The organism is Phyllobacterium sp. YR531, from assembly GCF_000282595.1.
GTDB lineage: Bacteria > Pseudomonadota > Alphaproteobacteria > Rhizobiales > Rhizobiaceae > Phyllobacterium.
The window spans coordinates 22,636-43,425 of record NZ_AKIZ01000037.1 but is presented as its reverse complement, the minus strand read 5'-3'; the positions used below and the strand labels follow the sequence as shown (position 1 = coordinate 43,425).

Genomic DNA, 20,790 nt, shown 5'->3' with positions numbered 1-20,790 from the left:
CTCTGCTCCTGTCATGATTGGCTCGCAAGCATGCGATACAGCGCACGTGCCGATAGAATTCGTTTGGCAATGCTTGCCACTTTTGCCGGGAACGTCACCACATAATGAGGTTTCGGACGCGGATTTTCCAATGCGTGTTTCAGAACCTTGTAAATTGCATCAGGGCCGAGGGCGAATCGTGGCGGCTTTGCTTTTGAAAAACGCTCGATTTCGCTGGTGTATTGCTCCCGATGGACCGAGTTTTCAATGTCTATATACTTACTCACCTGCGCCGCAGCGTTGGCCCGGAAGTTCGAGTCGATGGAGCCCGGTTCGAGCAGCGATACGTGAATGCCGGAACCCCTCAGCTCCATGCGCTGTGTTGTCATCAAACCTTCGAGTGCAAATTTTGAGGCGACATAGGCACCGCGCAGTTTCATCGGAACAAGACCCAGAATCGAGGAGCAATGGACAATGCGCCCATGGCCTTGTTTGCGCATGACTGGGACAATCAATTGAGTCAGCTCATGCCATCCGAAAAATGCCGCTTCGAATTGCTCGCGCAGGGCGGCAGTGGGCAGGTCTTCGACGGCCCCCGGAACGGCATAGGCGCCATTATTGTAAAGTGCATCCAACGTGCCGCCAGTCTGAGCGAGTATGCTGCCAACGGTGTTCTGAATGGACTGCGATTCGCTGTAATCAAGATAGTAAGCGGCAAATCCGTCAGCCTTCAGCGCCTCAATATCTGCCTGCTTGCGGGCCGTTGCAAAAACTGTCCAGCCATCAGCCTTCAAAGCGCGTGCACAATAGGCACCCATTCCACTGGAACATCCTGTAATCAAAATCGTTCTGGAACGGGGCATGGTTTCAATTCAATAGGTTGCGCAAAAAAACACTTCACATATTCGCTTGTGCCTTGCAATCTCGCGTACATGGTCAAAGGGGCAAACCTGCATTGATGGGTAAAGTATATCGTTTTCTTCGGCGTATCGTTGCCGACGCGCTGGGGCATTTCAGCACGGATGACGGGTGGGCACTGGCAAGCCATGTGGCGCTTTCCGGAATCATGGCTCTTTTTCCGTTTCTGATTTTTGCGACTGCACTGGCAAGTTTTCTTGGCGCGAGCGCATTTACCGAAACCGCCGTGCATGTGGTCTTTGATACATGGCCGGAAGTTATTGCCAATCCGATCAAGCAGGAGGTGAGCAACGTGCTCAACGTCCAGCGGGGCGGGCTGTTGACCATCAGCGTGATCGCCGCGGCCTATTTTGCTTCCAATGGTATTGAAGCCTTGCGAGTTGCGCTTAACCGCGCTTATCGCGTCGTGGATACGCGCTCCATCATCTATTGCCGCCTGCAAAGCCTTGGCTACGTGATTATTGCGACCATCGGCATCATGGCGATCAGCTTTCTGCTGGTTCTTGCGCCGCTGGCCATGCGCATCGCCTCAAAATGGTATCCGGAAATATATCTCTTGTCGGGAACGATCAGTTTCTGGCGCTACTGCATAGCCTCGGCAGTTTTGATCGTCGGACTTTTGGTGGTGCACTTGTGGCTGCCGGCGGGTCACCGGCGTTTCATCGATATTCTGCCCGGTATATTTCTTACGCTGGTTGCCTGGACAATCGGAGCAACCATCTTCGCCAGCTATCTGGAAACATTTGCGTCTTACATTTCGACCTATGCTGGTCTCGCGTCGATCATGGCCGCTATCGTTTTCCTCTATATCATCGCCGCAATTTTCATCATTGGCGCGGAGGTCAACGCTGCAATCATCATCTATCGCGAGGGCAGGGTAGCGCGGCGGCTTTGACCGCCCGTCGAGAGCGCAACGCCGAGCGTCGCTATACCCATGCCAACGAGTTGGAATAGCGTCAACGTTTCACCAAAGAGTGCGTAAGCCATCAAAGCTGTCACGCCCGGAACGAGATAGAACAGCGATGCGACTTTCGAGACTGCTCCTTGATTTATCAGAATCATTAGCAGCAGGACTGCACCTATCGATAGGACTACAACCAGCCAGAACATTGCAAAGACGAGTGAGCCGGACCAGATAATCTGATGGGTCTCGAAGATCAGGGTCATGATTGCCATGACAATCATTGCGCCGAGATATTGCAATGTTGTACCGGCCTTTAGATCGATCTGGCCGACGAAACGCTTCTGCCAGACAGTGCCCGCGCTGATGGCAATGACTGAAAAAAGCGAGGCGCTGACTGTTGCCGGGGTAATACCATCGGCAGAAATTGAAAGCTTGGGCCAAAGGACCATGGCTACGCCGATGAAACCTACCGCAAGGCCGGCCCAATGGCGCGGTTGGATTTTCTCACCAAGGGTCATCCCGGCGATGACTGCTGTAATCAGTGGCTGCAAGCCAACCACCAATGCAGACATGCCGGCCGGCAAGCCCTTATGGATAGCCCAGAAGACTGCGCCAAGATATGCGCCATGGATCAGGCAGCCTGCGATGACAGCATGGATTGCGCCGCGTTTGCCCGGCCAGTTATTTCCCGCCAGTACAACCCATATTCCAAGAATAGCTCCAGCAATAGCAAAGCGTGTCGCCAGGAACAGAAAGGGCTCCATATAAGGCATTGCATAACGTGCACCTATGAAACCGGTTGCCCATAGGGCAACGAACAGGGCTGGGAAATAGCGAACAGGCATGGGAAATGACCAGATCAATGATGAGCCAGATTGGCTTATACCTGAATGGCGCAGCGCGATAGATCACAAACCGATCAAATCGCATATCTCCTGACGCGTCATACCCTTCTGCCGCAAAGAGCGAAGAGACGTATCTTTTCGGCTTTTGGAAAGCTTGTTGCCGCTTTCATCAAGGATAAGCCGATGATGATGATAGAGCGGTGGTTCAATGCCGAAAAGATGCTGCAGAAGGCGGTGGACGCTGGTGGCATGGTATAGATCCTTGCCGCGAACGACGTGCGTTATGCCTTGCAGGCTGTCATCAATAACAACTGACAGATGATAACTTGTCGGCATGTCACGCCGCGCAATGATGACATCTCCCCAGTCCTGTGGACGGGCATAGATATTCTCATGGGAGATGAATTCGTGCCAGACCAGCGGCTTTCCGGTGGTCTCAATTGCGCGGTCCATGTTCAACCGCCAGGCGAAAGGCTTTCCGGCACTTATGCGTGCCTGCCGCTCCCGATTTGAGAGTTCGCGCTCGGTGTGCGGATAAAGCGGCGCTCCATCTGGATCACGCGGCCAGTCATCAATATTCGAACGTTCAATCTCGTCCCTGATACCACTGCGGCTAAGGAAGGCAGGATAGACAAGATCCATTTGTATAAGGCGATCCAAGGCCGCCTGATACACTGGAAAGTGTTCCGACTGACGGCGGACAGGCTGCTCCCAGCTGAAGCCGATCCATTCAAGCTCGTCGAGCATAAAATATTCGAGTTCAGGCGTGCAACGCTCGCGGTCGATGTCCTCCAGACGCAGCAACAAACGTCCATGCAGGTTGTGCGCAATCTTTTGGTTCAGTAGGGCAGAATAGGCATGACCGAGATGGAGCGAGCCATTCGGGCTTGGTGCAAATCTGAAAACCGGAACTGTCATGAGTGATGGGCGACATTCTTGGCGTTGATCGCTCTCATTGATACGGTGTTTGCCGGATCATGCAAGGATGAAGACTTATGCGCAGAATCGATACGCTGGATGACATTGCGGAAGGGCTGGAGGCGCTCGTGCAGTTACACCCGGAACTGGCGGGAATAGTAGAGCGGGCGGGGCCGCTACCCTTGCGGCGATCGATACCGGGATTTGAAAGTCTGGCGTCAGTCATCGTTTCCCAACAGGTGTCAAAGGCAAGCGCCGATTCCATCTGGAAGCGTCTTGTAGATGTCATCAATCCGCTGACACCGGAAACCTATCTGGCAGGAGGTGAAGAAGCGTGGCGCATAGCGGGGCTTTCGCGTGCCAAACAGGCGACGCTGGCACGGATCAGTGAGTCCATCATTGCAAAGGAACTTGATCTTTACGATCTTTGTGAGCGGCCCATTGAAGAGGCTATGCAGGTCATGACAAGCGTCAAGGGCATAGGTCCGTGGACAGCTGAAGTTTATCTGCTTTTTTCCGCGGGCCATGCCGACGTGTTTCCGGCGGGCGACGTAGCTCTGCAGCATGCTTATGCCCACGCTTACGGCGAATCAGTGCGCCCTGATTCGAAGGCATTGAAGCTGTTAGCCGAGCGCTGGTCGCCTTGGCGTGGGGTGGCTGCCAGGCTTTTCTGGGCCTACTATGCTGCAACCCGTGGCCGCGATGCTACACCTGCCGCATGAAGTTGAAATAACGGTGCTTTTTCTTCTCCCGCGCAGCAATTCGCTTCACATTCCTGTCACGTCGAGCTTACAATATCGGGGCCTGATGGTTGGATTGGAGTTGATTCCTTGACAATAGCCGTCTCGCCGGACGGGTTGCCGGCTCTGGTACTCAATGCGGACTACCGTCCGCTCAGTTATTATCCCTTGTCGCTTTGGTCCTGGCAGGACGCGATCAAGGCGGTTTTCCTTGACCGTGTGAATATCGTCGCAGAATACGAACACGAAGTGTCGTCGCCCTCTTTTGCGATGCGATTGCCGAGCGTTGTTTCACTTAAAAGTTACATCAAACCATCGCGCAATCCTGCATTCACCCGGTTCAATGTGTTTCTTCGTGACCGCTTCGAGTGCCAATATTGCGGCTCTGAGGAAGACCTGACGTTCGATCACGTGATCCCACGGTGCGCGGGTGGTGAAACCGTATGGGAAAATGTTGTGGCTGCCTGTTCACCCTGCAATTTGCGCAAGGGTGGATTGATGCCCGATCGTGCCAAGATGTGGCCGAGGCAAAAGCCATATCCGCCGACGGTTCATGACCTGCACAATAATGGCCGCATGTTCCCGCCAAACCATCTGCATGAAAGCTGGATGGATTATCTGTACTGGGATGTCGAACTGGAACCGTAGAAACCTCCTGCCAATCCACCCCGATGGCCATCTGATGCAATTTTCTATGCTTCCGTTGCTCACGAACCTGAAAGTTCGCTGCGCTACGGTTCTCGAAAATCACACCAGCTGACTCATCGGGATAAATTCTCAGAGGGTTTTCGTGTTCTGGATTAGATTCAGGATTTTGCAGCACTACGGAAAGCAACAATCATCAGTACAAAGCTTGCTATTGCATTCCAGCCAGCAAATGACAGACCAAGAACGCGCAAGGCTGCCGTGTCACATGCTGGCGGATGAACAGCGTTCATATCACTCAAAAGACTGCCCGCATCCGTAGTGATAGACATCGCAACGGCTGTGCAATCAGTCGGTCCTGCCCAGAATTTCCATTCGACGCCGGAATGAAATATCGCAAGGCCAAGACCAATGAGCATCAGCAAACCGCCCAGCGCCAGCAGCAATCGTGTCAGGCCTGCGGGCCACTTCAACGTGGAAGAAGCAACGGCAAGCACCATCAACGGAATGCCTGCGTAATAGGGATAACGCTGTTCGAGGCAAAGCTTACAGGGCAGATATCCGCCAATATACTGAAAGCCCAATGCTGAACCGACTGTGACGATCATAGCCAGCAGCAAAAACAAAGCAGTCTTCAGGTGGGGTTTGGTACTGGTCATGATATTGGCAGTGCCTCGTATGGTTTACGCAACTACAGATGAAAATAGTGGAATGCAGCATAAAGCAGAATCAGGACGACGGCTGCTCCACCCGCGATCAGTCCCAAGCGCTTCTCGATGAAGTCGCGGATCGGCTCGCCATAGCGGCGCAAAAGCCATGCCAGAAACAAGAAGCGCGCACCGCGTGCCAGAATAGCCGAGCCGATGAACAGCCAGATATTGATACCGGCAGCACCGGAAAGAATGGTCACGACCTTGATGGGAGGCAGGTGAGCAAGGCCGGAGGTAACTAGCAAAAGCAAGATTGCATCGGCGCTTGTGGAGCCGCGCATAGCCTCAAAGGCATCGAGTTTACCGTACATTTCGAGAATAGGCTTTGCGATGGTCTCATAGGCATAAAAGCCCAGCATCCAGCCCGCTATCCCGCCCAGCACCGATGCGACCGTTGCAACAAGCGCATAACGATATGCTTTGTCCGGACGCGCGAGCGCCATTGGCAGATAAAGCACATCGGCGGGAACCAGAAAAACCGAACTTTCGACGAAAGCGATAACGGCAAGCCATGCTTCAGCCGATTTGCGCGCGGCCAGTGACATTGTCCAATCATATAGTCTGCGCAGCATTGGCGGTTCCTGTCAGGAGTAAATCTGCAAGGTCTCTTAGAGCAAACACGCGCCAAATGGAATCGGGACGATCAATTTTCATAACCTCGCTGGCAGCAATCTGCGTATCCGCCTCTAGCTGTGCCCGGCGACACGGGCAACACACGAGTGCGTTATCCATTATAAAAGCTTTTATTGCTGTTGACCGAAGGCACCCTCTGCATGTATTTGGCTTTCACGGCGTTTGAGTTCGCTCATTGCCGACGCTTTTTTGGCGGCCCCTTTGGCGGAATTGGTAGACGCGCCTGACTCAAAATCAGGTTCCGCAAGGAGTGCTGGTTCGATTCCGGCAAGGGGCACCAGAAGCACTAAAATCCCCTGAAAATCAAAGACTTGTGTTAGGTGCGATTTATTTGCCGAGGACACGCACCCGCTCGGAAAAGATTGTGCAAGACACCTTGAGTTTCACGCTGCGAGCGGTCCGGGCAGGTTGTTAGCGACAAGGTGATGTGCATCAACAGCGCAATTCCAAGAAGTGCGCCGCTGATGCATTATTCTTAATCGCCGCGGAAAGACCGATCAATCTGATCGACGAGCGGCTTTACGAGATAGGAAAGCATTGTCCGCTCACCGGTAATGAAAAACGCTTCGGCGGGCATGCCCGCCGTCAAGGTCAGCCCACGCAACTTGGCGAGTTCTGACGGCGGAATAGTCACCCTCGCACTGTAATAGCCAGCCCCGGATTGCCGATCAATCGTAAGATCCGCAGCAACCTGTTTCAGTGTTCCGGTGAGTTCGGGAGTCGTCTGCTGGCTGAAGGCTGAAAGTCTTATTCTGGCTGGCTGTCCAAGATGGAGCTGATCAATATCCTGCGGCAGTACACGAACTTCCACGGTTAGCTCGTCGCTGCTGGGGACGATCATCATGAGTGGTTCGGCTGGGCTCACCACGCCGCCGATGGTGTGGACTGCAAGTTCATGCACCAAACCATCTTGCGGGCTACGAATGTCGATACGGTTCAGTTGATCTTCGGCAGCGCTTTTGCGCTCTGATGCTTCACTGATCTTGGCCTGCACTTGCCCGACTTCAGCGGCCACTTCGCTGCGCATGTTCTGATCGATCTGGAGGATCTGGAGTTCCATTTCCGTAGCGCGACCTCTGGTCTGGGCGATCGTGGCGGTCCTGCCGCCATAGTCCCCGTCCAACCGTGCTGCTTCGCGCTGCAGGGAGGTCAATCGCGCCAAAGACACCAGTTTCTGATCCCAGAGGCCCGAGACAGCGCTAAGCTCCATTTTGATAAGCTCCATCTGGCGCTTCTGACCGGATTGCTGTTGTTCCAGCCCCGAAATCTCCTGCCCCAGTTGGATAATGCGTTCGCGAAGCTGTGATTTTTGGCCATTTCGCGCCTTGGCGCGCAAATCGAATTGCGAGGTTTCTTCCGCCATGAGCCTTTTTACAGCAGGCTCGTTTTCGCGGCCGATAAAAGCGGCAGGCATTTTTATCTGAGGGCTGCCATCAAGCTCTGCCGTGAGCCTTGCCAGACGCGCTTCACTTTCATTGAGAATATTGGTTTGAATGGCCAGATTGGCTTTGGTCAAGGTAGCATCAAGCCGCACGAGCAGCTGACCGGCTTTCACTTTCGATCCGTTTTCGACAAGAATTTCCGCAACAACACCGCCAGTCGGATGCTGGATTTTCTTGACGTTCGACGACACCACCAGCAGACCATTTGCAATAACTGCACCTGATATGTTGAGCGTTGCGGCAAGCGTCCCCATCACACCAACAAGAAAGAGACACAAGGCCAAACCCACCAGCAGATAACGCCTGATGCTTAGTCTGAAGGTCTTCACGTGATCGGGGCGAGCAGTCATTTTTCTTCTCCTGAAGGGACAACCTTCAAGGGGGGAGTATTATGTTGAGGCCGGGTAACCTGCGTCAGAATCTGGTTTTTGGGTCCGAATGTCTGGGTTCGTCCATTTCCCATGATGAGCAAAAGGTCAAGATTGGCCAAGGCGCTGGGGCGGTGCGCGACGACGATGACTATTCCGCCACGCTGGCGTATCCGGAGGAGTGCATTGGCCAGAGATGCTTCACCTTCAGTGTCGAGATTGGAATTGGGCTCGTCAAGCAGGACGAGGAAAGGGTCGCGATAAAGCGCCCTGGCCAATGCTATTCGCTGGCGTTGACCGGCGGACAGTTCTGCTCCGCTTTCTCCAATACGGGTTTCGTACCCATCCTTCAAATGAACGATCAGGTCATGCACTTCCGCATTGCGGGCGGCAGCTATGATAAGTTCTGATGTGGTATCAGGATCAAAGCGGGAAATATTTTCGGCAATGGTCCCTGCAAAGAGCTGTACGTCTTGCGGAAGGTAGCCGATATGCTGGCCAAGCTCATCGGGGTCCCACTGGTCGAGCGCTGCGCCATCCAGCCTGACGGTACCACGTACGGGCGTCCAGATGCCTGCCAAACCACGCAGCATTGTGGACTTGCCGGAAGCGCTGGGCCCGATAACGCCAAGACCATCTCCTGCCTTGAGAGCAAAGGTTACATCCTGAACAATGAAACTGTTCGCGCCCGGAGCGGCCAGCCCCATATTCTCTACAGATAGTGCTGTTTTGGGCGCTGGCAGCATTGTGCGGCCACCTTCGTCGGGTAGCATGGCGAGCAACTGCTGCAGTCGGCGCCAGCTTTGCCGGGCTCCGACGAACCCACGCCAATGGCCAATCAATTGGTCAATGGGTGCCAGTGCCCTGCCCATCAGGATGGAGCTGGCGATCATGACGCCGCCGCTGGCTTCGCCGCGGATGACCAGATAGGCACCAAGGCCGAGCATGCCGGATTGCAGCATTGTCCTCAAAATGCGCGCTATGGAACCGAGCGTTCCGGCCACGTCACTGGCGCGCGCCGTCGCCGCCAAGTGCTCGGCATTGATTTCAGTCCAGCGGTCGCGGATACGTCCACCAATACCCATGGCCTGCACAGCCTCCGCGTTGCGCCTTGTGGCTTCCGCCAGAGCACCGCGGCTTGCGGCAAGGCCATTGGCGATACGGATAGGTTTTTCGGTCTGTACCTCTGCCAATAAGATGAGGATGAACAGGACGATAGCACCGCCCAGCGCAGTAACGCCGATCCAGAAATGGAAGAGGAAGCAGATGAAAATATAGATGGGCATCCATGGCACGTCAAAAAGCGCTGATGGTCCTGAGCCTGCAAGAAAGCCCCTTACCTGATCGAGATCACGGATTGGTTGACCTCCATCGCCGGGCAATTTGGTCCGTAGCGGCAGGCGCATCATGGCGAGGTAAACCGGGCGGCTACAGGACAGATCAAGCGCTGATGCAATTCTGACGAGCAGCCGTGAGCGGACCCATTCGAGCAATCCCTGAAAAGTATAGAGCGCCACGGCAAGAACAGACAGGGCAACGAGGGTCGGCACACTGCGACCCGGTACAACCCGGTCATAGACCTGCAGCATGTAAAAAGAACCGGTCAGAGTCAGGAGATTAATGACCCCACTGACAACGCCGATTCCGGCAAATGCGCGATGAAACGATGCTATCGCAGCAAAAAAACCCTTCTTCGGGTCAAAACTCAATTGATTGGAACGCATATAGTTTCCTGCTACGGCGATAGCTTTGCAGCATTCGCTATTCTGCTCATTATTGCGGGCATATTTAAAGGAAGCCGCCAAAAGCAGCAATGCCTATAGTAAATTCGCACTATCAACCTTCAGTTGCGGCTATTTGTGGCTTATGGCATAAGTTTTTCGCTTGAGCCAGAGGATGCGGGGGTGTCCGTCTGGCTGGGCTGAAAAGGTAATGTATTAAAAACGTGGGATGAGGATAGTCTTTTCGATTGAACACTAAGCGATCATCATATGGTGCTAGTAAGTATCCATCCCGAACGGCATCTCCGGATCATCCCTGTATAGAAAATTTGTTTTGCGTAAAGGCCACCAGGTAGGTGCAGCTGCCAGTTCACCGCGCTTTGAAAGGCGCATCTGGCACATTTGCGATGGCCATGAGTAAGTACAGGGATAGTGAACTTCAACCAAAACTCGAGCGCGCAAAACAGCGGTCATGAAACCGTGAAGTAATTGCCGGATTCGAGAAAATTATAAGAGGATTTTATGGCGACTTTTCCAGGCACGGGCGGTGTAGACAACTATAATGGTACTGATGGTGCTGATAGCATTACCGGCCTAGAGGGTGATGACATCCTGAATGGTAATGGCGGGAATGACACCTTTTATATCAGCGGCTCGAATTTCGGGGTTGATACGATCAACGGCGGTACCGGTGAGGACGAGATTCGTCTCTATGGCAACGTGAGCGCTAATATAATTGATTTCAGTGCTGCAAAAGTTACGAGCGTCGAGACGTTGGCTCTTGGAGGGTATTCCTTCAATGGAACCACGGGTGCCGATAGTTTCAATCTGAGCGGAATCGGTGTTATCTCGTCCAATACCAGAATGAATATGGGCGAGGGGAACGACTCTTTCATTGGTCACGCTGGTGTAAATATCGTCGATGGTGGATCGGGCGATGATACTTTGGATGGTCGTGCCGGTAATGACGAGTTTACCGGTGCTGAAGGCAATGACAATCTGATTGGCGGAAGTGGCGATGATACTTTCTACATTGCAGGTTCAAACTTCGGTGTTGACCGGTTTGATGGCGGCGATGGTTCGGACGAAATTCGTGTCAACGGCAATGTGGCAGTAAATACGATCGATTTCAGCGCCGGGAAAGTCACAAGTGTCGAAACATTGGCTCTCGGCGGTTATTCCTTCAATGGAACAACGGGCAATGACAACTTCAACCTGAGTGGAATCGGTGGCATCTCGTCCAATACAAGAATGTTTATGGGTGAGGGTAATGACGTTTTTGTTGGCCATGCTGGCGTAAACATTGTTGATGGCGGTTCAGGCTATGACCGCCTGGATGGTGGCGCTGGTAATGATGAATTCACTGGTGCAGAAGGTGACGACACTCTCATTGGTGGCAGTGGCGACGATACATTCTACATTGCCGGCTCCAGCTTCGGCGTTGATACAATCAATGGTGGTGACGGTTTTGACGAAATCCGTGTTTACGGTAATGTCAGCGCCAACACGATTGATTTTAGTAACACGAGAGTATTCAGCGTCGAGACCCTTGCGCTTGGCGGTTATTCGTTCAACGGAACAATCGGCAATGACAAGTTCAACCTCAGCGGTATAGGTGGAATTTCATCCAATACGACAATGTCCCTGCTGGACGGTGACGACACGTTCGTTGGTCATGTTGGCGTCAACATTGTCAATGGCGGCTCTGGCAATGACACTCTGGATGGTGGTGCCGGCAACGATGAACTGTACGGCGCGGAAGGTAATGACATCCTTATCGGCGGCACTGGCGCTGATGAGATGACCGGCGGCGCTGGCAGTGACAAGTATTATGTCGATGATATCAATGACGTTGTCGTTGAAAGTGATGGCCCGGGTGTTGACGTTGTCACCACAACAGTTTCCTTCTCTGCTGGAACCCAGCACATCGAGAACATCATCTTGGGCGGTGCTGCAGCCATCAATGCAACAGGCAATGCCTTGGCAAACTATATTGTCGGCAATGCCGCTGCCAACTACATCAATGGTGCAGCCGGTGCTGATACCATGGCTGGCGGTGCGGGCAACGACACATATATTGTCGATAATGCCGGTGATAAGGTCATCGAAGCCAACGTGTCCGGTATTGATACAGTCCGCAGCTCGGTGTCGTTTTCTGCCGGTGCCCAGTTTATCGAGAACATCACCCTGACCGGCACAGGTCACATCAACGCGACCGGCAATGCCTTGGCCAATAATATTACTGGTAACAGCGGCAACAACGTTCTCGATGGTGGTACTGGCGCTGATATCTTGACCGGTGGTGCCGGCAGTGACAGATATTATGTCGATAATGTTGGCGATCGGGTGATCGAAGGAAATACGACCGGGACAGATATTGTTTCCAGTTCCGTGTCGTTCGCAGCTGGCGGGCAGCATATCGAGAATATCCTGCTCACCGGCTCGGCCAGCATCAATGCGACCGGCAATGCCTTGAACAACTATCTTGTAGGCAATTCCGCTGCCAATATCCTCAGCGGCGGTGCAGGCAATGATATTCTGACAGGCGGCGCCGGCAACGACGCCTTTGTGTTCAACACAGTAGCAAACAGCAGCACCAATCGCGATACGATCACGGACTTCAATGTTCCCTCCGACACGATCTGGATGGACAATGCCGTGTTTACAGCACTTGGCGGCAATGGCGGTCTTTCGGCGGGTGCATTCCACATCGGTGCTGGTGCCAATGATGCAGCCGACCGCATCATCTACAACTCAACCACCGGCGCGCTATATTACGACGCCGATGGATCGGGTTCGGGTGCAGCAGTGCAGTTTGCCACTCTCACCAAGGGATTGGCTCTGACCAATGCCGACTTCCTGGTGATCTAACGAAGATTGGCACAAAAATTTACATGGCCCGCAATGGCATTCATTGCGGGCCATGGACTTTTAAGCTTCGGGTAAATTATCTCGAGTATAACAGTACGGCAGTACGACGTGACGGTTGATGCCAATAGCCCACAAACCGGTCCTGTTGATCGAGCGTGGGCAAGTCTATATAGCGGATCGAATGCAAAAGAACCTGCCATCATTGACCGGCCTCCGCTTTCTTGCTGCGATGATGGTCCTGATACATCACACCAGTCAGTTTGCTATCATTCCGGCAATTCGTGGCTGGTATGGCTTCGGTACGACTGGTGTCACCTTCTTCTTTGTCTTGTCCGGCTTTGTCCTTACCTGGAGCGCAACGCCCGGACAGTCGGTTGTCACATTTTATATGTACCGGATATTCCGGATTTGGCCGGTCATGCTGGTAACGCTCGTTGCGGCATTGCCGATATTCTATTCGATGAAGGGGTTGGGAATAAACTGGCAGGCCGTCTTTCTCTCAGTCTTTGCACTCCAGTCATGGTCTACCGATTCGACAGTGTATTTCGGCGGCAACCCGGTTGCCTGGTCATTGTCTGACGAGGCATTTTTCTACCTCATCCATCCTCTTCTGTTTTTGCTGATCACCCGTTTGAACATACGGAATATCGTATTAGTCGGCTTGGCCGTATTCGCTGCCCAATTCCTTGTCGCCCAGAATGCGCAATCAATATTTGGCGAAAGCAGGAGTTGGGGGCTTTATGTCTTCCCACCCTACAGGGCATTGGAGTTTCTGCTCGGTGTGCTGGCAGCAACAGCTTTGAAACGACCCGAATTTCAGTCAATTCGCCTGCCAAACCTCTATATCGGCATGTTGTTGGCCGCCTGCTGGTTTGCAGTCTACTATTCTTTGCGGCCAATGCTGCCTGCGGAGTTTGGCAAGTATATTCTGAATTCGAGCTATGCCGTGCTGCCAGCAATCTACACATTGATCATAATGTCAGCTGCCAGCTCGGATATTCGCGGAAAGCAGACGATATTCACAAGCAGGGTGATGGAGAAACTCGGCCATTGGTCATTCTCGTTGTATATGACGCATTCGATTTTCGTCTACGGAATGATCGGTCTGCTGGGCAGGCAGCTGACAAGCAACATCAATGTCTTCTGGCATATCCTGATGACAGTGGTCGCGACGGCGGTTTCGGCCTTGCTATACGAGTATATAGAAGCTCCCGTGAATAAGCGACTGAGGCAGTGGTGGGGAGCTGGCCTCAATCTGAGGAACAGAGAAGTCAGTACTGCGCCTTAGCGTCTCCGGTTATCGCGTACCGTTGGTGATACTTGCGCATGTTAATGCATACAGGACCGCCTAAACGCATTGCATTTGGTGATATGTTCAATAGTCTTCTTGGGGCTGGAGGACGATCCGGCTTGGAGTACTGTTTTGCGTAAACAATCCGCCGCAGCATTTGACTATACCGCCATGGCGACCAGAAGTGCCGAAGGCATATTGCTTGTGGCCGGAGTTGTATTTGTGGCCTCCCTGCTCGGCATATTCACCCGGCCCATGGGACTGCTGGCATCTTTCTGGCCGGCCAATCCGATATTGCTCGGTCTGATGATCAGAAAGCCGCGACTGTCGACACCCGCTGGGTGGACCAGCGCATGTTTTGCCTATCTGGCGGCAGACATGATCACCGGCGCGAATATCTGGACAACCCTTTGGTTGACTGGCGCGAACCTTGCGGGCGTGGCTTCCGGTTTTTTCCTCTTCCAACAATTGCCCAGAGGTGATCAGCGCCTGCGAAGGCCATTGTCGATAATCTACATGTTCGGCATCTGCGTCATTGCCACTGTGTGTTCAGCCACTGTCGGCAGCAGCGTGACCAAGATTTTGTACGACCGGGAACTGTTAACCGGTTTTGCCTTCTGGTTCACGGGGGATCTAGTAAACCTCATTATTGTGTTGCCCGTGGCGCTTACAATTCCTTCACCGGGAAGATTGCAGGCAGCCATCATGAGCGTGCTGCACAAACCTGCATTCATCATCAACGACTGGCTGCCGGCCATTGCATTTATACTGTCGCTTGCCGGAAGCGGCCTTGTCGGGGGTGTTGGTGCGTTTGCTTATTCGGTCCCGGCGCTTTTGTGGTGTGCCGTCCGGTATGAACTGTTTTACGTGGCTTGTTGTTCATTCCTGTATTGTGCCGTGCAAACAGTGCTGGTGACGTCAGGTTTGTATTCATCCTTCGTGGAAGGGGATGCGCTGAACTCGATAATGTCGGTCAGACTGGCGATAGTGTTGATCGCGCTTGGTCCTTTGTCAGTGGCTAGTATCAATGCGGCGCGCACCGAACTCATATCCAGGCTGGAGCGGGCAGTACGCTATGATTTCCTGACAAACTCTCTTTCGCGCCGTGAATTTATAGAACAGGCGACCGCGACGCTAGCAGAACGCTCACTGAGCGGCAAAGGCACGGCAATAATCCTGATGGATATAGATCATTTCAAGGCTATCAATGATCAATATGGCCACAGCGCTGGCGATCGGGTGCTGGTGGCTTTTACCTCCCGTCTGTCGGCAATCCTGGGAAAATCAGACCTCATGGGGAGGCTCGGTGGAGAGGAATTTGGCTTTGTTCTTTCGGTCGACAATAATGCGCAAGCGGAAATGGTGGCAGATGAAATCCGCAAGGCCGTTGAAGAGTTGCGTGTCGGCCATCTGGACGGAAGCGACATCTGCGTCACGGTGAGCGGCGGGCTGGTTTTTACCCGCAGCCCAACTACGCTCAACATAAATCTACTGCTCACCAAAGCCGATGCATTGCTCTATGAGGCCAAAAACAACGGCCGCAACAGGATCGTCAGTTCTACCGCATAGCAAAACAGGATGCTGTCAGGCGCGTTCCTGCCATATGCGGGCAAGTTCCACGATTGTCTTGACGGCTCGTTCCATATCCTGCCTGCTGACCCATTCGAGGGGCGAGTGAAATGCATGCCCACCAGCAAACAGATTGGCGCTAGGCAGCCCCATGTAAGACAGTCTGGAGCCATCTGTTCCACCCCTGATGCTACCGCGCACGGGTTCCATGCCCGCCCGCCGGATAGCTTCCATGGCGTTGTCGACGATCTCAGGGTTGCGGTCGAGAATTGCCTTCATGTTGCGATATTGCTGTGTCACGGCAAATTTGTAGCTGGAGCCCGGATAGTCAGCGATGACCTTCCTGACCAGCTCTTCCAACAGTGCTTCCTTGTCAGCCAGTCCTTCATCGTCAAAATCGCGAATTATGAGGCTCAGCGTCGCTTTTTCCATTGATCCGGTCACACCCACAGGATGAATGAAACCCTCGCGCTCCTGTGTTGTCTCAGGGGCAATGTCCCGAGGTAAAGCAGCGATAATACCGCCAGCGATCTTGATGGCATTTTCCATCTTGTCCTTGGCAAAGCCCGGATGGATGGCAACGCCCTGAATAGTGATCTCAACACCATCTGCCGAGAATGTTTCGTCTTCAATGTGTCCGGCAGTTTCGCCGTCAACCGTATAGGCAAAACGCGCGCCAAGCTTCTCAAGATCAACTGCATCTGCACCGCGTCCGACTTCTTCATCCGGAGTAAATAGAATGCGGATGGTGCCGTGCTTGATATCGGGGTTGTCCATCAGGATTTGCGCTGCAGTCATTATTTCTGCAAGCCCAGCCTTGTCGTCCGCGCCAAGCAGCGTGGTGCCATCGGTCGTGATGATGTCATTGCCAATCTGGTCAAGCAGGACAGGGTGATCTTTCACCTTGATGACCTGCTGTGTGTCTCCAGTCAGCCGGATATCCCCACCCTGGTAATTCAGGACATGTTGTGGTTTCACATTTGTCCCGGTGAAGTCCGGGGCCGTATCCATATGCGAGCAAAAACAAATGACCGGCACATCTTTTTCGACGTTGGACGGAATGGTTGCATAAACATAACCATGTTCGTCCAGATGCGCGTCAGTCAGTCCGATTTCGAGCAATTCAGCAACCAGCACCCGTCCCAGATCCAGTTGCTTTCTGGTGGTGGGCTTCGTTGAAGAACTGGCATGAGATTGAGTATCAATCACGACGTAGCGAAGAAAGCGGTCGGTAACTGTATCGGTCATAGGTTTCATCCAATTTGCATCAGTAGTCAGTCTGTTTAGCGCCTGCTGTGCCGGGTGTGAAACAGTTTCGTTTCTTTGCGTATTTTTGCACCCACTGCCCCGTTGCAAGCTTCCGGTTTCTAAGCGAGAAATACTATCAGAAGATATCCTGCAAGAGATGGATTCGGGGAGAGTTTGAAATAATGCGCGCGAATGCCGCGCTGATTTCAGGCAGATGAGAGGGCGAGATGGGTATTGTAACGCTGGAGCAGTTTGCGGGCTGTGTAGGTGAAGGATTTGCCATCGAGATGGATGGCAGCTCTATCCAGTTTACGCTGACCGAAGCCCGACCTTTGCCTGAGAGCGGATTTCCGGGAGTGCGGAGAGCGCCATTTTCCCTGCTGTTCAGAAGCATGTCGCAGATTGTTCTGCCTCAGAAAATATATCGGCTGAATAATGCTGTACTTGGTGTCCTGGATATATTTCTGGTGCCGGTTGCCAGAGACAAGGACGGCATCGTTTATCAGGCCGTGTTTAACTGACAGGTGCAGGCCACGTCATGCCAATATGGGTATCGGTGTCATCGGTGATGACAAATCCCAAGCTTTGATAAAGGGAGCGCGCGCGGACATTCGCCCGTTCTACATGCAAAATCACAGAACAATCATGCCGGGTTGCAACTGCATTTTGTATGTCCTGAAGCAGGGCTCGGCCCAGCCCCTGTTTTTGCCATTCAGGCAGGAAGCCGATATCGATAATGTGCCAGGGACAGCTACTTGTATTGATATAAAGGCGGCCGATGGGCAAACTATTCCGTTCGATTACCAGGAAGTCAGCTTTCGGAAAAACCGCTAAGTAATAGCGGTGTTGCATACCAAATTGTTGGTCGAGAAATGCATGTTTTTCTTCTATCGACCACGGCAAGGGCGTCAGATCGTCAAAGCGAAAAGAACGATATAGTTCACGCAGGAACGGCAAGTCTTCGCTCGTTGCAAAACGCAGCGTCTCAAAGTTTACGGGCGTGACGAGGCCATCCGTCCGCACAGGAAATGCCGGAAGCTGATTTGCCATTATCCGAAAGACGGAAATACACCTTGAAGGGCTATGCTGTAATTCAAGGCCAGAAACGGCTGTCTGTTTTCATGAGGTTGGCTGTTTCCCGACGGCTGTATCATCGCCGGAGAGAACGCAGCATTGGCTTGGCTCGCCGTCGCATAAGGGCTGCTCAATCTTGGGGGCGTCAAGGAATTGCCGGTGCTGGGCGATGCCGCTCGTTTGTTCAGATCGGTTTGGTTATAGACCGTAAAAGCGTGCGTGTGGGCAGGCATCTCGTTGGTGGTCAGCGTCACACTGTTTTCGCCAAAAGTTTCCCCGATCGTTCGCCTTGTCAGTCCTGCTCCAGCACCTTGCTGGCAACCGGCGCGATTGGTGAAGTTCGGCAACTGAAAGGTGGTTTGACCATTGCCGCCATATTGCGTGCCCAGCAAAGCAAACAAGCTGGTGTTCTGCTGGATCGCTAGTGTTGCCCCGTTACAGGAGGCCCAGCCTCTTGGAGCAAAGCTAAAACCGAACAATTGGATTTCACCGATGAAAGGTTCTGTCATTGTCGTGTCTTTCATGTTTCGGGCTGATCTGGCCCAGCTGTGGCAAATCTCTTAATAGTGTGCGGTTTAAGATTGTGACGGGAATACACCGGCCCAAGCGATGCAAAACTGTGTAGTCAGCGTAGGCATGGTGTTGTCGTGCCCTGTGTTTCCGCCGGTAATTTGCGTGGAGGCCGGCGATGTCATGGCTGCGCCAGCGCCTGTAACATCCGTGGCATACATCGTATCGCCGTTCAGCGATCCAAGTTCTACAGTTGATCCAACCGCGGTATTTGCTGCCAGACTGGTCGTTGCAAGCATGGTGTGGCTGTGATTTGGCATCTGTGTGGAAATCAGCGTGACGTTTTCAGTTCCGCTCAATTGCCCGGGTACGTAGTTGGATAGTCCGGGGCCTGTGCCCCAATGTATCGGTACACGGCCGGTCAAATTCGGCACTGCAAACGTAACTTGTCCATCGCCGCCATAGGTGGTTCCGATAAGCACGTACAGAACTTCATATTCCGCGATGGATTTGAGGGACCCGTCACAGGCGAACCAGCCATTGGGCACCCGGGAAAAACCGAACATCCGAATCTCTCCGACATAAGGGGTGCTCATCTATGGTCCTCCATCCACATCTCTAATGTTCGAATGTTAATTGCGTGAAGGGTAAATTCCCGCCAGAGCAATGCTGTAACTGATGACTTCGTATGGCTGAATATTGCTATGAGGCTGGCTATTGCCCGCTGGCATTACTGTTGATCCGGACAATGGAACTTGCGGGCCACTTGAGGGGCCATAAATCGCTGTACTGTTTGTGCCGTAGAGCGCATTGCTCGGACTGCGCTGATTGCCAGCGGTTGTCGTACCCATAGCTATATGGGTATGCTGTGGCAGTTGCTGAGGAAGCAATGTTACGTTTTCCACGCCTCCCGTTTCGCCCAAAGCATAGGGGCTCGGCGACCAGCTCTGATCTACAGATGGGCCAAATCCGGCAGGTGTACGGCTCTGGAGATTTGGCAGGGCAAATGTTGTCTGGCCATTGCCACCGTAAGTTGTGCCAAGAAGTGAAAACAAGGCTTGGTTCTGGGCGACGGATAAAATCTGCCCATTGCACAAAGCAAAGGTCTTTGGCGCAAATGCGAACCCTGTAAGCATTATCTGGCCCAAAAAGACTTCAGTCATTGCCCCACCCCTGTTGCCTTGCTTTGTTCGCGATACTCGCTCAATAGTTGTAGATAATGCAAGCATAATTTTTGGTGCTTATTGTTCATTTTATATAGATATCAAAAATCTCATCATATAAATCAAATGTATATTTTGGTAATTTTAATTTTTGTTTGGTGAGTATCGTAGATTCTGCGAATTATGTTTGTACTATTATTTAATAACGTATTCTTGTTTTTATAATAAATCTATAGTAAGTATTTTATCATATAAAGGTTATTTATTGTTATTTGTACAAATATTTTATTTGAATTTTCAAAATATTATCTGAAAATATTAGATTTTTATTTTGATCCGGCAGAGGATTTTACCTTATTTCCAAAGTTATATCTTTATTGCTGTAAGGGAAGCAATGTTTGTCGTAATTTGTATTGCCAGTTTTTCTCTTCTTGTAGAATATAAATCTAAAAATGGGGGAGATTAATGTCTGCTGGCGCTGAAAGCAGCCCGATAATCGTTTGCGGGTGTCAGAGAAGTGGCACGACAGCCATCATTCGTATTTTGAACGATAACGGGATGATGATCTCCAACGAATGGGCATTGTTCGCCTGGCCCGCATGGCAGGATCAATTTTCGTTGACCCAATGGCTTGAAAATAAACGGGATGAGGTTCAGCAAAACCTGTGGCTGCAATATTGGCATTATCAGCTTGAGCTTACGGGTTCTGAGGCAGAAGAGGGTTTTGTTGCAGCCTTGCACTCGGTCTATGGCAAGCGCGACGCATGGCGGTGGGGTGATAAATGGTCGGACTATGTCTTTCACATAGATACCGTCAAAGCGCATTTTCCGGATGCCAAGATCATCTATATCTATCGTGATGGGCGCGATGTGGTTGCGAGTATGTTGCGCAAGACGATCGAGAGTGATTGCGATATAGGCTTCAAACGATGGGTGGCTTCGATTGAAGCCTGGCTCTCATGGAGGGATCGCGTTGACCACCTTGCAATAAGGCAGGAGGATTTGCTGCAATATCCTGAGAAAGTTGCGGCCAGCATTGCCGAATATTGCGGATTTACTTTGGAAAGTGCGGGCCATGCCGCTTACGTATTGTTGGGTTCCGATTCAGAAACTCCGGAGGATCACGTTTCTGAAAATCCCTTCAAACATACTGGAGCTTATCATGATCGCCTTGCGGATACTGATGTTCCTGCCAACGCGATGCGCCATCTGATCAGTCTCGGCTATGCACGGCCATAGAC

General features: G+C 52.3%; 20 protein-coding genes and 1 tRNA gene. 9 read left to right on the top strand and 12 right to left on the bottom strand.

Features of this window, described 5'->3' with window-relative positions; genetic code table 11:
• Positions 1-11 precede the first annotated feature (11 nt).
• The gene (locus PMI41_RS20005) at positions 12-842 is read right to left on the bottom strand and encodes an SDR family oxidoreductase (protein ID WP_040856079.1); all 831 of its coding nucleotides are present in this window, start codon (positions 840-842) and stop codon (positions 12-14) included.
• A 95-nt stretch (positions 843-937) separates the two neighbouring features.
• Between PMI41_RS20005 and PMI41_RS20000 the strand changes: the two genes are divergently transcribed.
• Entirely contained in the window at positions 938-1,792 is an 855-nt protein-coding gene (locus PMI41_RS20000; RefSeq protein WP_008127898.1) for a YihY/virulence factor BrkB family protein, read from the top strand.
• Here the strand turns inward: PMI41_RS20000 and PMI41_RS19995 are convergent.
• Together PMI41_RS19995 and gluQRS are read right to left on the bottom strand one after the other, a co-directional pair.
• Positions 1,759-2,646, bottom strand: a complete 888-nt coding sequence (locus PMI41_RS19995; RefSeq protein WP_008127890.1) for a DMT family transporter — start codon at positions 2,644-2,646, stop codon at positions 1,759-1,761. The two genes, PMI41_RS20000 and PMI41_RS19995, sit on opposite strands and share 34 nt — an antisense overlap.
• A gap of 63 nt (positions 2,647-2,709) precedes the next feature.
• Positions 2,710-3,564 (bottom strand): tRNA glutamyl-Q(34) synthetase GluQRS, encoded by an 855-nt coding sequence (gluQRS, locus tag PMI41_RS19990; protein WP_008127888.1) that lies wholly within the window; start codon positions 3,562-3,564, stop codon positions 2,710-2,712.
• Positions 3,565-3,641: 77 nt separating this feature from the next.
• Between gluQRS and PMI41_RS19985 the strand changes: the two genes are divergently transcribed.
• A complete protein-coding gene (locus PMI41_RS19985) occupies positions 3,642-4,286 on the top strand; it encodes a DNA-3-methyladenine glycosylase (protein WP_008127886.1) in 645 nt (214 codons plus the stop codon).
• A 108-nt stretch (positions 4,287-4,394) separates the two neighbouring features.
• Complete coding sequence (locus PMI41_RS19980) at positions 4,395-4,952, top strand: HNH endonuclease (protein ID WP_008127884.1); 558 nt, start codon at positions 4,395-4,397, stop codon at positions 4,950-4,952.
• Between the two features lie 158 nt (positions 4,953-5,110).
• On the opposite strand, the gene PMI41_RS19975 is transcribed toward PMI41_RS19980, so the two are convergent.
• Both PMI41_RS19975 and PMI41_RS19970 read right to left on the bottom strand, forming a co-directional pair.
• Positions 5,111-5,608 (bottom strand): disulfide bond formation protein B, encoded by a 498-nt coding sequence (locus PMI41_RS19975; RefSeq protein WP_008127883.1) that lies wholly within the window; start codon positions 5,606-5,608, stop codon positions 5,111-5,113.
• A gap of 32 nt (positions 5,609-5,640) precedes the next feature.
• Positions 5,641-6,231, bottom strand: coding sequence for a YqaA family protein (locus PMI41_RS19970; RefSeq protein ID WP_008127880.1), 591 nt, complete (start codon positions 6,229-6,231; stop codon positions 5,641-5,643).
• A 256-nt stretch (positions 6,232-6,487) separates the two neighbouring features.
• Between PMI41_RS19970 and PMI41_RS19965 the strand changes: the two genes are divergently transcribed.
• A tRNA-Leu gene (locus PMI41_RS19965) sits at positions 6,488-6,572 on the top strand.
• A 195-nt stretch (positions 6,573-6,767) separates the two neighbouring features.
• Here PMI41_RS19965 and PMI41_RS19960 read toward each other — a convergent pair.
• Together PMI41_RS19960 and PMI41_RS19955 are read right to left on the bottom strand one after the other, a co-directional pair.
• The gene (locus PMI41_RS19960; protein ID WP_008127876.1) at positions 6,768-8,084 is read right to left on the bottom strand and encodes an HlyD family type I secretion periplasmic adaptor subunit; all 1,317 of its coding nucleotides are present in this window, start codon (positions 8,082-8,084) and stop codon (positions 6,768-6,770) included.
• Positions 8,081-9,826: a type I secretion system permease/ATPase gene (locus PMI41_RS19955; protein ID WP_008127873.1), complete on the bottom strand. Its 1,746-nt coding sequence runs from the start codon at positions 9,824-9,826 to the stop codon at positions 8,081-8,083. The genes PMI41_RS19960 and PMI41_RS19955 overlap by 4 nt, the downstream gene beginning before the upstream one ends.
• A 519-nt stretch (positions 9,827-10,345) precedes the next feature.
• Here PMI41_RS19955 and PMI41_RS24390 point away from each other — a divergent pair.
• From PMI41_RS24390 to PMI41_RS19940, 3 genes are all read left to right on the top strand, one after another.
• On the top strand, positions 10,346-12,694 hold the full coding sequence (locus PMI41_RS24390) for a calcium-binding protein (RefSeq protein WP_008127872.1): 2,349 nt from the start codon (positions 10,346-10,348) through the stop codon (positions 12,692-12,694).
• Positions 12,695-12,812: 118 nt separating this feature from the next.
• The gene (locus PMI41_RS24385) at positions 12,813-13,982 is read left to right on the top strand and encodes an acyltransferase (protein ID WP_008127869.1); all 1,170 of its coding nucleotides are present in this window, start codon (positions 12,813-12,815) and stop codon (positions 13,980-13,982) included.
• Positions 13,983-14,117: 135 nt separating this feature from the next.
• A complete protein-coding gene (locus tag PMI41_RS19940; RefSeq protein ID WP_008127867.1) occupies positions 14,118-15,554 on the top strand; it encodes a GGDEF domain-containing protein in 1,437 nt (478 codons plus the stop codon).
• Between the two features lie 15 nt (positions 15,555-15,569).
• Here PMI41_RS19940 and pepT read toward each other — a convergent pair whose 3' ends face one another.
• Entirely contained in the window at positions 15,570-16,802 is a 1,233-nt protein-coding gene (gene pepT / locus PMI41_RS19935) for a peptidase T (protein ID WP_008127865.1), read from the bottom strand.
• A 227-nt stretch (positions 16,803-17,029) separates the two neighbouring features.
• On the opposite strand from pepT, the gene PMI41_RS19930 reads away from it, so the two are divergent.
• Complete coding sequence (locus PMI41_RS19930; protein WP_008127862.1) at positions 17,030-17,323, top strand: hypothetical protein; 294 nt, start codon at positions 17,030-17,032, stop codon at positions 17,321-17,323.
• Here the strand turns inward: PMI41_RS19930 and PMI41_RS19925 are convergent.
• The 4 genes from PMI41_RS19925 to PMI41_RS19910 all read right to left on the bottom strand — a co-directional run bounded on the left by PMI41_RS19925 (position 17,316) and on the right by PMI41_RS19910 (position 19,549).
• On the bottom strand, positions 17,316-17,759 hold the full coding sequence (locus PMI41_RS19925; RefSeq protein WP_157179450.1) for a GNAT family N-acetyltransferase: 444 nt from the start codon (positions 17,757-17,759) through the stop codon (positions 17,316-17,318). The two genes, PMI41_RS19930 and PMI41_RS19925, sit on opposite strands and share 8 nt — an antisense overlap.
• Positions 17,760-17,851: 92 nt before the next feature.
• Positions 17,852-18,385 (bottom strand): tail fiber protein, encoded by a 534-nt coding sequence (locus tag PMI41_RS19920; protein WP_040856075.1) that lies wholly within the window; start codon positions 18,383-18,385, stop codon positions 17,852-17,854.
• A gap of 66 nt (positions 18,386-18,451) precedes the next feature.
• Positions 18,452-18,982, bottom strand: a complete 531-nt coding sequence (locus PMI41_RS19915) for a tail fiber protein (protein ID WP_008127856.1) — start codon at positions 18,980-18,982, stop codon at positions 18,452-18,454.
• 36 nt (positions 18,983-19,018) lie between these two features.
• Positions 19,019-19,549: a tail fiber protein gene (locus tag PMI41_RS19910; RefSeq protein WP_008127855.1), complete on the bottom strand. Its 531-nt coding sequence runs from the start codon at positions 19,547-19,549 to the stop codon at positions 19,019-19,021.
• A 465-nt stretch (positions 19,550-20,014) separates the two neighbouring features.
• Between PMI41_RS19910 and PMI41_RS19905 the strand changes: the two genes are divergently transcribed.
• Positions 20,015-20,788, top strand: coding sequence for a sulfotransferase (locus tag PMI41_RS19905; protein WP_008127853.1), 774 nt, complete (start codon positions 20,015-20,017; stop codon positions 20,786-20,788).
• The last annotated feature ends 2 nt before the right edge of the window (positions 20,789-20,790 follow it).

Bases quoted from the DNA above. Each gene is read 5' to 3' on its own strand.
- PMI41_RS20005 (WP_040856079.1), bottom strand. From the start codon at position 842: ATGCCCCGTTCCAGAACGATTTTGATTACAGGATGTTCCAGTGGAATG.
- PMI41_RS20000 (WP_008127898.1), top strand. From the start codon at position 938: ATGGGTAAAGTATATCGTTTTCTTCGGCGTATCGTTGCCGACGCGCTG.
- PMI41_RS19995 (WP_008127890.1), bottom strand. From the start codon at position 2,646: ATGCCTGTTCGCTATTTCCCAGCCCTGTTCGTTGCCCTATGGGCAACC.
- gluQRS (WP_008127888.1), bottom strand. From the start codon at position 3,564: ATGACAGTTCCGGTTTTCAGATTTGCACCAAGCCCGAATGGCTCGCTC.
- PMI41_RS19985 (WP_008127886.1), top strand. From the start codon at position 3,642: ATGCGCAGAATCGATACGCTGGATGACATTGCGGAAGGGCTGGAGGCG.
- PMI41_RS19975 (WP_008127883.1), bottom strand. From the start codon at position 5,608: ATGACCAGTACCAAACCCCACCTGAAGACTGCTTTGTTTTTGCTGCTG.
- PMI41_RS19970 (WP_008127880.1), bottom strand. From the start codon at position 6,231: ATGCTGCGCAGACTATATGATTGGACAATGTCACTGGCCGCGCGCAAA.
- PMI41_RS19960 (WP_008127876.1), bottom strand. From the start codon at position 8,084: ATGACTGCTCGCCCCGATCACGTGAAGACCTTCAGACTAAGCATCAGG.
- PMI41_RS19955 (WP_008127873.1), bottom strand. From the start codon at position 9,826: ATGCGTTCCAATCAATTGAGTTTTGACCCGAAGAAGGGTTTTTTTGCT.
- PMI41_RS24390 (WP_008127872.1), top strand. From the start codon at position 10,346: ATGGCGACTTTTCCAGGCACGGGCGGTGTAGACAACTATAATGGTACT.
- PMI41_RS24385 (WP_008127869.1), top strand. From the start codon at position 12,813: ATGCCAATAGCCCACAAACCGGTCCTGTTGATCGAGCGTGGGCAAGTC.
- pepT (WP_008127865.1), bottom strand. From the start codon at position 16,802: ATGACCGATACAGTTACCGACCGCTTTCTTCGCTACGTCGTGATTGAT.
- PMI41_RS19930 (WP_008127862.1), top strand. From the start codon at position 17,030: ATGGGTATTGTAACGCTGGAGCAGTTTGCGGGCTGTGTAGGTGAAGGA.
- PMI41_RS19920 (WP_040856075.1), bottom strand. From the start codon at position 18,385: ATGACAGAACCTTTCATCGGTGAAATCCAATTGTTCGGTTTTAGCTTT.
- PMI41_RS19915 (WP_008127856.1), bottom strand. From the start codon at position 18,982: ATGAGCACCCCTTATGTCGGAGAGATTCGGATGTTCGGTTTTTCCCGG.
- PMI41_RS19910 (WP_008127855.1), bottom strand. From the start codon at position 19,549: ATGACTGAAGTCTTTTTGGGCCAGATAATGCTTACAGGGTTCGCATTT.
- PMI41_RS19905 (WP_008127853.1), top strand. From the start codon at position 20,015: ATGTCTGCTGGCGCTGAAAGCAGCCCGATAATCGTTTGCGGGTGTCAG.